This window comes from Simiaoa sunii, assembly GCF_014337175.1.
GTDB classification, from domain to species: Bacteria; Bacillota; Clostridia; order Lachnospirales; family Lachnospiraceae; genus Acetatifactor; species Acetatifactor intestinalis.
Window position 1 is genome coordinate 1,819,572 of sequence record NZ_CP060633.1, and the last position, 14,179, is coordinate 1,833,750.

The window sequence follows — 14,179 nt, forward strand, 5'->3', positions numbered from 1 at the left end:
CTTTAAAGCTTTCCTTTTGCGAATGTGGTTACTTCGTCATATAAACCCTGTCAGATTCTCTTACGAATGCCAGCATTCGACGTTCATCTGCCCGTGTTTACCTGACTCCGGATAGTTACATCTCGTTGGATACTGCATTATCCAGTGAATCTGCGGTGCCGGTGATCAGATCATCTTCCTCTGCCAGTCCATAATAATACTTAATAATATCTCTGGTAAACTGTGCTGCATAATCAGAAGAATATCCAAAAGGAATTCTCGTTGCGATGGCGATCTCCGGATTCTCATAGGGGGCATAGCAGATGAAAAGTGCATGGTTGGGTCTGGATGCCGTCTGCTCTGCCGTACCGGTCTTACCTGCAACATTTACCGCCAGATCGCTGAAATATTTCTTATTTTCCACTACCTGTCGCATTCCCAGATGGAACGCATTCCAATACTCCTGCGGCAGATCGATCTGATTTCTCACTTCCGCATGATATTCTTTCAGAAGATTTCCCCGGGAATCCGTTGTTTTATCCAACAAAGTCAGATTATAACAGGTTCCGCTGTTGGCAATCGTGGTAACATATCTGGCCAGACCTACCGTAGTATAACTGTTACTGCCCTGGCCGATGGCGGAACGCACCGGGTCCTTGGTAGATACATCCGGCGCATACTCGCCGATCTCTACCCCGGACTTATCGGTCAGACCGTATAGATCCGCATATTTGCTCAATGTCTCCAAACCTGCTTCCTCATTGTAACTACCGCTGCTCGTTGCCAGCTGGTAACCCACATTATAGAAGAAATAGTTACAGGAATCCTTGATCGCTGAAGTCACATTTTCATACCCATGTCCAGATATCTTCCAACATCTGGGAGACGGAGTGATCTCAGTGAAGGTTCCGACACAATTCACCTTGGTCTGCAGATTGATCACGTTCTCCATCAGTCCCGCCGTAGCGGATACGATCTTGAAGGTTGATCCGGGTGCCGCCTTATACTGTGTGGCAAAATTCAGCTGCGGACTGGATTTGTCCGCGTTCAGACGGGCATAATATTCCGCATCCACAGTATTTGCCATTTTGTTATTGTCATATCCCGGATAAGACACCATGGCCAGTACATCACCGGTATTGACATCCGTTATGACCACCGAAGCATTGCAGGGATCCAGCGCCAGCTGTGCCGGCGTAATCTCCAGATTGGTGATCCGGTTCATCATGAACTGATATGCCGACATTTTACCGGCATACAATGCCTCTTCATCCTCTGCGGGAATATCTACCACACGTTGTTCACACAACAGCATGCAGATCTGTCTTCCGGTGATCTTATCATTTAAAAGCATATATTTGTAAAACCGTTTTTGGAATTCTGTAGTATGCTCAATTGTCTCTATGATATACTCCTGAAGCTTGTTATACACCTCCGCAGAATCCGAATACTTTTCATTCAGATCCAGCCTGCTTACATCGATCCAGTTCATGGCAATGCAATACTGGAGATATTCCTTCAGCGAGATGACTTCATCCTTGGCCCATGCGATCTGGGTGGCATCATTGTCATCTACAAGTTCCTTCATGATCACGCCGTCGTCTCTTAAGAGACTTACGATATTGCTCTGGTATACCTGATATTCTTTGGAAAGCTTGTTATAAGGAGTTCCGCCTTCTGTCAGTTCATAATTCAGTTTATCATAGACACCCTGCTTGTACTCCAGATATGCCGCATATACCGCCCGTTCCGTTTCACCGGCATCCTCTGCCTCAAAGTGTTTGCGATCCAGAATATTATTATTGATCATTGTAAAATATACATCATAGATCGGAATCTTAATTGAGGAGCTTTTCGCATTTTCCGGCAGATTAAACTCTTTGGCATTGATAATCTTGCTGGATACCAGGCCTGCCAGTTTTTGCTCCACAATATTGTAGACTGCTTCCGTAAGATCCTTGTCAATGGTCAGGTAGACGTCCGCTCCCGGCTGGGCCTCTTTCCGCTCCAGGATGGTAATTACCTTACCGGTATTATCTACCACCACTTTTTCACTGCCCTTGGTCCCCTGCAGAGTGGTCTCCATATAGGACTCAATGCCACTTTTTCCTACGACATCATTAATGGTATAGGCATCCTCGTTTCCGCCTTCTGCCACCACCTGTTCATTCAGATCCGTCAGTTCATCGGAAGAGATTTTGCCGGTATAACCGAGTATATGTGCGAAATACTTGCTGTCTATGTAATGTCTCACCGTATCTTCCACAATGGAAACACCGTCTAACTGGTCGGAATTCTCCATAATGACAGCAACTGTTTTCTCGCTGACATTCGTTGCCACGGTAGTTCCCACATATTTTCGGAAGGAGGTCAGATTCATGGCATACCGGATGGTCACCATCTGCAGCCATTCTTCCTTCGTATAACCTTTTCCGACAATAAAAGGTGAAGTACGATCTTCCGGATCCTCATACTGTCCGATGGCAAAACCTTTTGCCCGGCTTAAGTATTCCATTAGTTCCTGGGCTGTCATAGCCTTCTCTTCTTCAGAGAGCTTGTCTACCGTCTTATAACCAAGCACATCCGCCTGGAAACGCAGCAATGCGGTTCCATCTACAGAATAGACATAATCCCCATCCTCATCAATGACAATTTTAAAATCCGTGATGACGCTGTCACCGTTTTTCTCAATCAGCTTGATCAGTCGGTACACAACATCATTCACCTCGGCATTTTTATTCCGGCTTGACTCAAATACATCCTCGATCTTCACGGAATAAGCCAGTTCATTTTCCGCCAGTACATTACCGTTACGATCCAGGATCCGGCCTCTGGTGCTGGTAATATCTCTCGTCTTCTCAATCTGCAGAATAAAATCATTCAGGTACTCTTCTCCATTGATGATCTGCAGATTAAAACAGCGATAGACCAGTACTCCGGCAAAAAAGAAAAACATTATGGTAAGTACAGTCAGTCTGCTGGTCACAATATTTATGATGTGATCTCTTATTTCATGAAACAAATTTCTGTGCGCTCCTTTTTTCCTTTTCCTCCAGCTTCTGGTTCACTTTCAGAATCAGAGGATATAACACGATCGTTACAACAATGGTATAGAGTGCTTCCGGCAGGATCACTCTTGTAAAATAATACGGGAAATGAAAACGCCCTCTCAGAAGAAACATCAGAATATAGCACAACAGTCCATAGGAAATATCGCTCACCACAATGAGTGCCAACGGCAATTTAATATCCTCCGGATAAAAGATTCTGCAGAATTTCCCGTTTATAAATCCTATGTACATCATGATCATGGCATAGAAACCTAAAAAACTGCCAAAAAAGATATCGCATAACAGCCCGCTGAAAAAACCGATCAGAAGTCCTTCCTTTTCCCCTCTCATAAATCCGAAAGAAGAAGTCAGAATGATCATCAGATTAGGAATGATCCCTCCCAGCGCAAGGCTGTTAAATACACTGCATTGTAAAATGAAGCACAGGACAACAAACAGAGTCACAATCACTTTTCGCAGGATACTGCTATTATTTTCCATCCGTGTTTCCTCCGCTTGGAATCTGTTGCTTTTTATCTGTGATCACCAGGACTTCACTCAGATGTTCAAAATCCACCACCGGAGTTAAATATCCCGACTTGGTCAGATTGTTGGTATCCTTATTGATCGTGCTGATATAACCGATCAGGATATTCGGAAGATATTTGTCACTGATATCGGAAGTGACTACCTTATCTCCCTCCACAACCGCATCCTGACTGTCCACCAGTTTGCTAAAGGAAATGACTCCCTGCGCCATAAGCTGCAGGTCTCCCGATACGATCAGGTTATCCCCGGTAGCCAGTGTCATGCCGCTGACGTTGGAATTATCGGAGATGATCGAAGTCACTCTGGACCAGTTCGGGCCCACAGAAGTAATGCGGCCTACCAGGCCTCCCCCCGCTATAACATTCATATCGTCCGCCAGTCCGTCATTGGATCCCTTATCAATAACAAAGGAAGAATACCAGTTGCCGGAATCTCTGCTGATGATCCGGGCTCCGATCTTATTATAATCACCGTATTCCTCATCCAGCTCCAATAAGCCTCTTAATTCATTCAATTCATATTTGTCCTGCTGCAGCAGAGTGTTTTCCTCCGTGAGCGATGCCACCTGCTCCTTCAGGGCACTGTTCTCCGCTAAAAGTGTGCGGATCTGCACCAGTTCATCCGAACGGTTTGATAGCCATTCTCCCGCCTTAGCGATGCCCTGTTCAAAGGGAACGATCACATATCCCACCACACGGTTAAACGGGCGGTTAAACACATTGGTCCCGAAGGTCACCAACATCATTACAGTACACAGGATAGTTAAAATAAAAAGGAGATATTTACTCGGTAAAGTAAACCTCTCCCCTTTTCTTTTTACGACTGGGCTCATTTACTCATCCCTTCAATTGCGTAAGCTACAGATTTATAGTTATCATCCTTGATGATCTTGGCAAGTCCCATTGCCACGCTGGTCAGAGGATTCTCTGCTACATTAACATGCAGTCCGGTGCCGGTTGCCAGTCTCTCAGCTAAATGGTTCACCTGGGATGCGCCGCCGGTCAGATAAATGCCGTGACGATAAATATCCGCTGCCAGTTCGGGCGGAGTTCTCTCCAAAATCACCTTTACATTATCGATAATCGTATTGAAATGCTCTTCCAGGGACTCATCCACCATTTTTGTGGGGATCTCACGTTCTACCGGAAGACCGGTCACAATATCTCTGCCGTATACGATGGCACCCTTGCCCTCTTCTTCCAGTTCTTTCAGGGCAATCTTTACATTTTCCGCTGTCTTGCCACCAATGATCAGTGAGAATTCTCTTCTGACCGCGGCACGGATGGCATCGTCGAATTTCATACCACCCACCTTGATCAGACGGCTTAATACGATACCACCCAAAGACAGAATGGAGATCTCCGTGGTCTCGTAACCGACATTTACCACCAGCACACCCTGGGAATTTTTCACATCGATATCCAGTCCCAGGCCGTCGGCTACCGCCTTTTCCACTACCATGATCTTTTTAGCTTTTACGTTTGCTCCCTTGACCAGATCGTAGAACGCCCTTTTTTCCACCTCAGTGACATCCGTCGGCACCGCAATGAAGAAATCGGAAGGCTTGGTATTGCCTTTTTGCAGATCTCCGATAAAATACTTCACCAGAGTCTCCATATTTTTAATATCCGCGATCACACCGTTGGAAAGCGGATAAGAAATATGAATATTACTGGGCGCTTTTTCATACATTTCAAATGCAGAGTTTCCGTAAGCAAATAAAGTATTTTTGTTTTCGATGGCAATCATATTCTTCTCGATCATAATGTTGTCATCATTGCGATTATAGATCTTTATATTGTTGGTACCGAGGTCGATACCGAATGCGTTGTTTGCCACTGTCGTTTTCCTTTCTTATATCATCTCAATAATTTTTGTTCTTTAAAGCTAGTATACCTGTTATCCCCGATAATAATGTGGTCTAACAGTGGAATATCCATCTGTTCTCCCGCTCCAGCCACGTTGTCGGTAAGTTCTCTGTCCGCTCTGCTTGGCGTCGGATCACCGCTGGGATGGTTATGCACAAGGATGATATTCACCGCTTTGTCTTTCAATGCTTCTAAAAATATCTCTCTGGGAGAGATCAGAGCCATGTTCACACAGCCGTCCGACAGCTTTTTCTCCCGGATCAACTGTCCCTTGGCATCCAGGCAGAGCAGATACACACATTCTGTATCCTTATGTCGCAGCTTCTCCATGAAATATTCCGCCACCATATCCGCACGGGTAAAACAGATCCCGGTGCTTGCTCTCGCCCGGCTCATACGATTGGATAATTCAGCGATGCATTTTAATTTCACTGCTTTCACTATGCCGATCCCACGGATCTGTGTCAATTCCTCCACGCTTACATCGTGCAGACCCAAAAGTCCTTCCCTGGGATATTTTGCCAGTGCCAGGACCTTTTCTGCCAGCTCCACTGCGGAAGTATCTTTGGTTCCTGTCCGCAGGATGACTGCCAGAAGTTCCGCCTCCGTAAGGTTCTCCGGTCCGAAGTTTAAGAATCTCTCATAAGGCAGCTGTAAATCCGTTACATGTTGTGTTAATTTTGCAGGCATAAGTCTCCTTCTGCCTTCTCCGACGTATGATATCTAACGGATAAAACGATATACCACAAACGAAATGATCACACCGATCACACTCGCTATGGTAATATTGAACTCCAGCCCAAAGGTAAGAATGATAAAACCAAGATTCAGTTCTACCGGACTGCTGAGTCCGAAATTTTGTCCGTAATTCAGAAAGGTACCGTCAAAGTAAGTTCCTATAAATCTGCCGATCACAAATCCGATCAGCACCAGTACAACCAAAACCCAATTAATTCTCTTCAAACTACTTCCTCTTCTTTCCTTCGTGTACACTTTCCGGATCCGATGGGGTGCTCCCCGCGAGCCTCCATCTTCCATACGTCTTTTAATACTATCACAAAAAGCTTCTTCTGTACACAAATTTAGTGGATTTTATTTTGCGCTTTTTCTACAGGATTCGTATTTCCTGGCAGGTTCTACATTGCCTGCCTTAGCTGTTCTTCTGTCACGATTCCCTTCTGCAGCAACGCCTGCAGGGATTTCAAAATGCCGAACTTGGCATGCTGCCAGGTCAGTCCACCCTGAAAATATACGGCATAGGGTGGCTTAATGGGACCATCTGCGGACAGTTCAATGGAGGATCCGGATACGAATGCCCCTGCCGCCATGATGACCTGTGCATCATATCCCGGCATATCCCAGGGTTCCGGTGTCACATGGCTGTCTACCGGAGCCGCTGCCTGAATTCCCTGGCAGAAGCCGATGATGCCTTCCGGCTGTCCAAACGTTACCGCCTGGATAATATCATGTCTGCTCTCCGTACCATTCGGTACTACCGCAAAACCTAATTTTTCATAGACATTAGCTGCAAAGATCGCTCCCTTTAATGCACCCGCCGTCACAGTAGGTGCCAGGAAAAATCCCTGATAAAAATCCTTCAGAATGCCAAGAGATGCTCCTACTTCCTTACCGAGTCCCGGGGATGTCAGACGGTATGCAGCATTTTCCACACACTCTTTTTTACCGGCAATATAACCGCCAATAGGTGCCAGTCCGCCACCGGGGTTTTTGATGAGGGATCCCACGATCATGTCCGCACCCACATCGGAGGGTTCCATCGTCTCCACGAATTCTCCGTAGCAGTTATCCACCATACAGATCACATCCGGCTTGATGCCTTTGATAAAGGCGATCAGCTCGCCGATCCGCTGTACGGACAGGGTCGGTCTGGTCTGATATCCCTTGGATCTCTGAATGGTTACCAGATGGGTCTTCTCATTAATGTTTTCACGGATCTTATCATAGTCAAAGCTTCCGTCCGGCAGCAGGTCTACCTGGCGATAGGTTACACCATATTCTGCCAGAGACCCTTTAGAAGGGCGGATGCCGATGACTTCTTCCAAAGTATCATAAGGCTTGCCTACGGGGGACAGCAGCTCGTCTCCGGGTCTTAAGTTGCTCATCAGAGCCAGTGCCAGTGCATGGGTACCACAGGTGATCTGGGGACGCACCAGAGCATCCTCTGTGTGGAACGTTGCCGCATAAACCGCCTCTAAGGTATCTCTTCCCAGATCGTTATATCCGTAGCCGGTAGTACCCAGCAGGCAGGCTTCACTTACCTGATGCTGTTGCATGGCTTTTACCACCTTTAACTGATTATACTCCGCATTCCGGTCCACCTCGTCAAAACGCTCCCGCAGGCTTTTCTCAATGGCACACCCATAGTCATATACCGTCTTGCTGATCCCCATGGAAAGATACATTTCTTCATTACTGTTATTGCTGTTTTTCATAGATCCCTTTTTCTCCTAATTCCTTTATCATATATTCTAAAATTTTCTCTTCGTCATAGTCAAATTGCTGTTTATCCAGCCAGGTAACTGCGTTCTCCCTACGGAACCAGGTCAGCTGTCTCTTGGCAAAGTGCCTGGTGTCCCGCTTCAGAGTATACACCGCTTCCTCCAGGCTGCATTCTCCGTCCAGGTACTCCAGGATCTCTTTATAGCCCAGCCCCTGCATGGATACCATTCCTCTGTGACAGCCCATTTTTTTCAGACTTCTGACTTCCTCCACCAGTCCTTCCGACAGCATTTCATCGATACGGGTTTCGATCCGCGCATACAGATTTTCTCTGTCATCCGTCAGGACAAAATAGCTGAAATTGTATGGGCTCGTGCGCTCTTTTTCCCTTTCATTATGCGCAGAGATGGGTTCTCCGGTCAGTTCATAATATTCCAGTGCACGGATGGTTCTCTTGATATTGTTTGCATGAATGTTCTCTGCTGAAACCGGATCAATTTTTCTGAGCATCTCATGTAGTACTTCCGGTCCCTTTTCTTTCGCAAGCTGTTCTATTTTTTCCCGGTATTCGGTGTTCTCTTCGTTCTCCGTAAAATCAATACCCCGAAGCACCGCCTGAATATAGAACCCGGTGCCTCCCACCAGGATTGGGATATGCCCTCTGTCATAGATCTGTTCCATGCTTTCCAGGCACCGTTTCTGAAATACCACCACATTAAATTCTTCCCACGGCTCCAGAATGTCGATCAGATGATGGGACACTCCCTGCATTTCCTCAGGGCGGATCTTGGCGGATCCGATATCCATATGTTTATATACCTGCATGGAATCGGCTGACAGGATCTCCCCACCTATAGCTTTCGCCAGGGCAATGGACAGTTTCGTCTTACCAACTGCGGTGGGACCGGTCAGTACGACTAACGGTCTTTTTATAGATTGTGTTACCGACATACTTTTTCTTCCTTACACATTATCCATTATTCTGGGTGCAGTTTGCAGCATCGATAGCAATGACTAACATCAGTCCTTCCAGTTCGTCCTTAGGATCAACAAAGTTAATCGTGTAGGTATCTCCCCAATGGAACAGTTCCTTGGAGATATGAATGATACTGCTGCATCCGTTGTATACATCATAATCCCATCCCAGAAAATCTCCTTCCACGCGCCAGCCGTTATAATCAATCTCGTATCTGGGTTTGAAAAAAGAAAACTGTTTGCGGATCTCGCCTTTCACCTGCCCGTTGATTTCGATTTCAAATGCCGGAAGCAGGGTAAACAGCCGCTGCCTGATAACTCCCAGTTCACGATCGTTTCTGTCATATATGTGTAACTGGTGTCCCAGGGAGAAAAATTCCGCCTTTACAAAGTATTTTGCATTTTCGTTCTCATCATAGACATCATAAGAATCTGTCCAGGAAAACACTCGTTGTTTGATCAGTAAACGCATTATACGATCCTCTTAAATTTCTTCTCCAGGTCAGTCTCCGTCATAGTAATGATGGTGGGTCTGCCGTGGGGACAATTATAGGGGTTATCCAGTGTCAGAAGTTCATCGATCAGCTGTTCCGCCTCCTGAAGGCTTAATCGGTTGTTACCTTTAACAGCTGCCTTACAGGACATGGATGCGATCTTCTCCTCGATGACCTGGAAGCTGCCGCGGCCTCCGGTCTCCTGGGACAGTTCATCAAGCACCGCTAAAAACAGTTCTCTCTCACTGCATCCATAGAGATCTACCGGGACACTGCGCAGGGCATATTCGTTGCCGCCGAAGGCTTCGATCTCGAATCCGAGCTGTGTAAAAGCATCCTCATAAGTATGAAGAATACTTTCCTCCTGCCCCGTCAGGCTGACAATGATGGGAGGCATCAGGCGCTGGGAGACCACGCTCTTTTCGTGGAACTGTTTCATCAGGCGCTCGTATTTCACCTTCTCATGGGCGGCATGCTGGTCAATGATGAACAGCTTATCCTCGAACTGGATCAGCCAGTAGGTATCGAAGACCTGTCCGATGATACGGTAGCGGCTGCGGTTCTGCACAGATAACAGTTTCTCTTCAAACAGATTTATCTGCTGTACATCCTTCACCATCACCTCAGCGGTCTCCGGGCAGATAACAGGCTCTGATGAAGTCTCATCCCTTGGCTCCAGCGGTGCTGCCTCTACGAAAAAATCGTCCTCTTTCGATTCCGGTGTTGCCGCAGGTGCAATAGATTGTACCTCTGTCTGCTCACTTACCGGTTCCGGTTTACGGAGACTCGTCTGTATACCTGCATGTGTCTCCTGCCAGATCGGCTTCTGTATAAATTCCCTCCGGTCTTTCGGTACCGCCTCATATTTGGCAGCCTCCATGACGCGGTAGCTTTCTTCTCTTTTTTTCTCGAACACCTCCGGCGTGTGTTCCTTCCAGGAAGCTTTTCTGTCTTCCTGCTCCTTTTTCTGAATGGATTTTTCATCCTCTAAGGAAGCATCCGGGATCATTTCCCGGTTTCGCAGGGTTATTGCTATCTTCTCGCTCAGCAGTCTGGCAAATGCCATGCCGTCAGAGAACCGCACATCCATTTTGGAGGGATGTACGTTCACATCCACGGTCTCCGTATCCATCGTAATATGCAGCACGCACAACGGAAATTTATGCTGCATCAGATACTGCTTATAACCTTCTTCAATGGCTTTGGCAATCACACCGCTGCGGATAAAACGACCGTTGATAAAATAGATCTCAAAATTGCGGTTGGAACGCACCAGTACCGGTTTGCCCAGATACCCCTCTACCTTAATGCCGTTTTCTTCCATCTGGATCGGTACCAGCTGTGCGGCGATCTCTCTGCCGTAGATCCGGTAGATGACTTCCCGCAGGTCACCGTTTCCGGAGGTATGGAATCTGGTCTGATTCCCCAGTACGAATTTGAAAGAGATATCCGGTCTGGACAGTGCCAGATGTTCCATCAGATCCGTGATATAACTACCCTCCGTGGCAGGCTGTTTTAAAAATTTCCGGCGTACCGGCGTGTTGAAGAACAGATTCCTCATGAGGAATGTGGTACCGTCCGGCGCGCCGATCTCATCGATGGACTGTTCCTTTGCCCCCTCTAACACCATGCGGGTTCCGGTGAGGTTCTCTTTTCTCTTGGTGATGATCTCCACACGGGATACCGCAGCGATACTGGATAGAGCCTCACCGCGGAAGCCAAGGCTTGCAATATGGTTCAAGTCATCCGCATCTTCGATTTTGCTCGTGGCATGACGCAGAAACGCCGTGGGAAGCTGTTCCCGTTCAATGCCGCAGCCGTTATCCGTCACACGGATGAACTCAATACCGCCTTCTTTTGCCTCTACCGTAATCGCCGTGGAACCGGCATCTATGGCATTTTCCACCAGCTCCTTCACCACGCTGGCAGGTCGTTCTACCACCTCACCGGCAGCGATCCTGTCAATCGTCCGGGAGTCCAGTACATGTATTCCCATATATCTACCTATGCCTTTCCCTTATATCTAACCGTTCCAGCGGTTCTTCAGCTTATTCTGTAACCGGTACAGAGTGTTCAGTGCATCTAATGGGGTCAGCGTCGTCACCTCGATCTCCATCAGTTCCTTCAGAATATCCTCATCCGTCACAGTGTCGAACAGAGACATCTGTGCCAGATCCACCTCATCGTATTTGGGCTGTTTTTTTGCCTTACCATCGTTTTTATTATCGATAGCAATGCTCTGCACCTTTTCCGTAATATCATTGTCCGACAGTTGTTCCACGATCTCCTTGGCACGGTCGATGACCATGTCCGGCACACCTGCCAGCTTCGCTACCTGGATGCCGTAGCTCTTGTCCGCACCTCCTTTTACGATCTTACGCAAGAACACGATATCGTCGCCACATTCTTTCACAGCAATGCAATAGTTGTTCACATTGTTCATTTTGCCTTCCAGCTCGGTCAGCTCATGGTAATGGGTAGCGAACAGTGTCTTGGCTCCTAAAAGCTTGCGGTTGCTGATATGTTCGATCACTGCCCAGGCAATGCTCAATCCGTCAAAAGTGGAAGTACCTCTTCCGATCTCGTCTAAGATCAGAAGGCTCTTGGATGTGGCATTTCGTAAGATATTCGCCACTTCATTCATCTCCACCATAAAAGTGGACTGACCGCTGGCCAGATCATCCGAAGCTCCCACGCGGGTAAAGATCCGGTCTACAATACCGATATTAGCGGTTCTGGCCGGCACGAAGCACCCGATCTGCGCCATCAGTACGATCAGTGCCGTCTGACGCATGTAAGTGGACTTACCCGCCATATTAGGGCCGGTAATGACACTGATACAGTGGCTTCCATTATCCAGATAAGTGTCATTGGCAATAAACATATCATTGGTGATCATCTGTTCCACCACAGGGTGTCTTCCGTCCTTGATGTCAATAACACCCTTTTCATTTAACTTCGGACGTACATAATGATTTCGTTCCGAAACCAACGACAAAGACGCATACACATCCAGCTTTGCGATCGCTTTCGCGGTGTTCTGGATGCGGACCAGTTCCTGTGCAATGGTATCCCGGATTTTGCAGAAGACATCGTATTCCAGTGTCTGTAACTTGTCCTCCGCATTTAAAATAGTGTCTTCCAGTTCCTTTAATCGTGGTGTGGTATATCGTTCCGCATTTGCCAGGGTCTGCTTGCGGATATAGTCCTCCGGCACCAGATCCTTATAAGAATTGGTCACCTCGAAATAATAACCGAAGACCTTGTTATATTTGATCTTCAGATTCTTGATTCCGGTACGTTCTCTGTCTTCTTCCTCCAACTGTGCCAGCCACTGTTTTCCGTCATGTTTGGCGCTTCGCAGTCTGTCTATGGTCTCATCGAACTGATCCTTGATCATCCCGCCTTCCCGGATGGACAGGGGCGGTTCGTCAATGATTGCTTCATCGATCAGCTGATAAATATCCTCCAGGCCGTCAATCTGCTCCCGAATTTCCGTCAGTTCTTCTTTTTCAAAGACAGACAGCACCGTCTTAATCGGCGGCAGCATCTCCAGGGAATTCCGAAATGCGATCAGATCTCTGGGATTTGCCGTCTTATAAGTCACCTTACTGAGCAGTCGTTCCAGATCGTAGATGGGATTTAAGTATTCCCGGATCTCATCCCTGGAGATGGAATCCTGATTCAGCTCCTGAATGGCATCCAGACGCTTCTCCATCTCATCCTTTTCGATCAACGGCTGTTCGATGTAATTGCGCAGAAGTCTGGCGCCCATGGCGGTCTTCGTCTTATCTAACACCCACAGAAGAGAGCCTCTCTTCTGCTTCTCTCTGAGAGTCTCCGTCAGTTCCAGATTTCTTCTGGTGGAACTGTCCAGCAGCATATATTTGCTGGTAAGATAGGGATAAATATGGGTAAAATGCTCCAGATCTGTCTTCTGGGTATCATACAGATACTGTAACAGTGCTCCCGCCGCTAAAAGTCCCGTAGGGAATTCTTCGACACCAAGTCCGATCAGCGTATTTACCTTAAAATGTTTCATCAGGATCCGTCTGCAGCCGTCATCATCGAACATATGGGATTCCAACGCATTGACGGAGATATGTAAGCGGGACTTTAAATCATTCACATCAAAGCCACTGACTAAAAAAGCCTCGTTGCAGATGATCTCTGAAGGTTCGTACTTCATCAGTTCATCATTTAATTTTTTCAGATCTTCGACTTCAGTCACATAATAATCACCGGTAGTTACATCTGCCGCCGAGATACCGATGCCATCCGGAGTATAGGCAATGCTCAGCAGATAATTATTTTTGCCGGCTTCCAGAGATTGTACGTTTAAGTTGGTACCGGGAGTCACCACACGGATCACTTCCCTCTTCACCAATCCCTTGGCAAGCTTCGGATCCTCCACCTGTTCGCAGATAGCCACTTTATAGCCGCGGCTTACCAGCTTGGACAGATAGCCTTCCACGGCATGATAAGGAATGCCGCACATGGGCGCACGTTCCTCCAGGCCACAGCTTTTTCCCGTCAGTGTGATCTCCAGTTCCTTGGAAGCCACCAAAGCATCGTCGAAAAACATTTCATAGAAATCTCCCAGACGATAAAAAAGGATACAGTCCTTATACTGCTCCTTGGTCTCCATATATTTTTGCATCATTGGTGTCAATTCAGCCATGATCTTCTCCTGTTCTGTAAAAGGATCCACGACAAAGCGGACACGCAAAAGCTTGCGTATCCGCATCTATCTTAGCACAAAATATTGAGGTTGTAAATTAAAGAACCCATATGAAAAATGATA

The 14,179-nt window shown here is 47.0% G+C and carries 11 protein-coding genes; all 11 read right to left on the reverse strand.

Translation table 11 applies throughout. The features are described 5' to 3' along the window. Positions 1-115: 115 nt before the first annotated feature. The 11 genes from H9Q77_RS08435 to mutS all read right to left on the reverse strand — a co-directional run bounded on the left by H9Q77_RS08435 (position 116) and on the right by mutS (position 14,056). Positions 116-3,001: a penicillin-binding transpeptidase domain-containing protein gene (locus H9Q77_RS08435; protein WP_118550330.1), complete on the reverse strand. Its 2,886-nt coding sequence runs from the start codon at positions 2,999-3,001 to the stop codon at positions 116-118. After that, a complete protein-coding gene (gene mreD, locus H9Q77_RS08440) occupies positions 2,991-3,530 on the reverse strand; it encodes a rod shape-determining protein MreD (protein WP_022154423.1) in 540 nt (179 codons plus the stop codon). The genes H9Q77_RS08435 and mreD overlap by 11 nt, the downstream gene beginning before the upstream one ends. Next, positions 3,520-4,410 (reverse strand): rod shape-determining protein MreC, encoded by an 891-nt coding sequence (mreC, locus tag H9Q77_RS08445; protein WP_022154424.1) that lies wholly within the window; start codon positions 4,408-4,410, stop codon positions 3,520-3,522. The genes mreD and mreC overlap by 11 nt, the downstream gene beginning before the upstream one ends. Then, the gene (gene mreB / locus H9Q77_RS08450; protein WP_022154425.1) at positions 4,407-5,417 is read right to left on the reverse strand and encodes a rod shape-determining protein; all 1,011 of its coding nucleotides are present in this window, start codon (positions 5,415-5,417) and stop codon (positions 4,407-4,409) included. The genes mreC and mreB overlap by 4 nt, the downstream gene beginning before the upstream one ends. A 20-nt stretch (positions 5,418-5,437) precedes the next feature. After that, positions 5,438-6,136 carry a RadC family protein gene (gene radC / locus H9Q77_RS08455; RefSeq protein WP_118546911.1) on the reverse strand — a complete coding sequence of 233 codons (699 nt, stop codon included), beginning with the start codon at positions 6,134-6,136 and terminating at the stop codon, positions 5,438-5,440. A 33-nt stretch (positions 6,137-6,169) separates the two neighbouring features. Beyond that, positions 6,170-6,409, reverse strand: a complete 240-nt coding sequence (locus H9Q77_RS08460) for a DUF4321 domain-containing protein (RefSeq protein WP_022154427.1) — start codon at positions 6,407-6,409, stop codon at positions 6,170-6,172. A 173-nt stretch (positions 6,410-6,582) separates the two neighbouring features. Next, on the reverse strand, positions 6,583-7,899 hold the full coding sequence (locus H9Q77_RS08465; protein ID WP_249325148.1) for a methionine gamma-lyase family protein: 1,317 nt from the start codon (positions 7,897-7,899) through the stop codon (positions 6,583-6,585). Further along, complete coding sequence (gene miaA, locus H9Q77_RS08470) at positions 7,883-8,839, reverse strand: tRNA (adenosine(37)-N6)-dimethylallyltransferase MiaA (RefSeq protein ID WP_249327146.1); 957 nt, start codon at positions 8,837-8,839, stop codon at positions 7,883-7,885. The genes H9Q77_RS08465 and miaA overlap by 17 nt, the downstream gene beginning before the upstream one ends. Before the next feature lie 37 nt (positions 8,840-8,876). Next, positions 8,877-9,353, reverse strand: coding sequence for an LURP-one-related/scramblase family protein (locus H9Q77_RS08475; protein ID WP_118550326.1), 477 nt, complete (start codon positions 9,351-9,353; stop codon positions 8,877-8,879). Continuing rightward, positions 9,353-11,371, reverse strand: coding sequence for a DNA mismatch repair endonuclease MutL (mutL, locus tag H9Q77_RS08480; RefSeq protein ID WP_249325149.1), 2,019 nt, complete (start codon positions 11,369-11,371; stop codon positions 9,353-9,355). The genes H9Q77_RS08475 and mutL overlap by 1 nt, the downstream gene beginning before the upstream one ends. A gap of 27 nt (positions 11,372-11,398) precedes the next feature. Beyond that, positions 11,399-14,056 (reverse strand): DNA mismatch repair protein MutS, encoded by a 2,658-nt coding sequence (mutS, locus tag H9Q77_RS08485; protein WP_249325150.1) that lies wholly within the window; start codon positions 14,054-14,056, stop codon positions 11,399-11,401. Between the last annotated feature and the right edge of the window lie 123 nt (positions 14,057-14,179).

What these genes read in the sequence shown, in the direction of transcription:
- H9Q77_RS08475 (WP_118550326.1), bottom strand. Translation starts at nt 9,353, where the DNA reads ATGCGTTTACTGATCAAACAACGAGTGTTTTCCTGGACAGATTCTTAT.
- H9Q77_RS08465 (WP_249325148.1), bottom strand. Translation starts at nt 7,899, where the DNA reads ATGAAAAACAGCAATAACAGTAATGAAGAAATGTATCTTTCCATGGGG.
- mutS (WP_249325150.1), bottom strand. Translation starts at nt 14,056, where the DNA reads ATGGCTGAATTGACACCAATGATGCAAAAATATATGGAGACCAAGGAG.
- mreC (WP_022154424.1), bottom strand. Translation starts at nt 4,410, where the DNA reads ATGAGCCCAGTCGTAAAAAGAAAAGGGGAGAGGTTTACTTTACCGAGT.
- mutL (WP_249325149.1), bottom strand. Translation starts at nt 11,371, where the DNA reads ATGGGAATACATGTACTGGACTCCCGGACGATTGACAGGATCGCTGCC.
- radC (WP_118546911.1), bottom strand. Translation starts at nt 6,136, where the DNA reads ATGCCTGCAAAATTAACACAACATGTAACGGATTTACAGCTGCCTTAT.
- mreD (WP_022154423.1), bottom strand. Translation starts at nt 3,530, where the DNA reads ATGGAAAATAATAGCAGTATCCTGCGAAAAGTGATTGTGACTCTGTTT.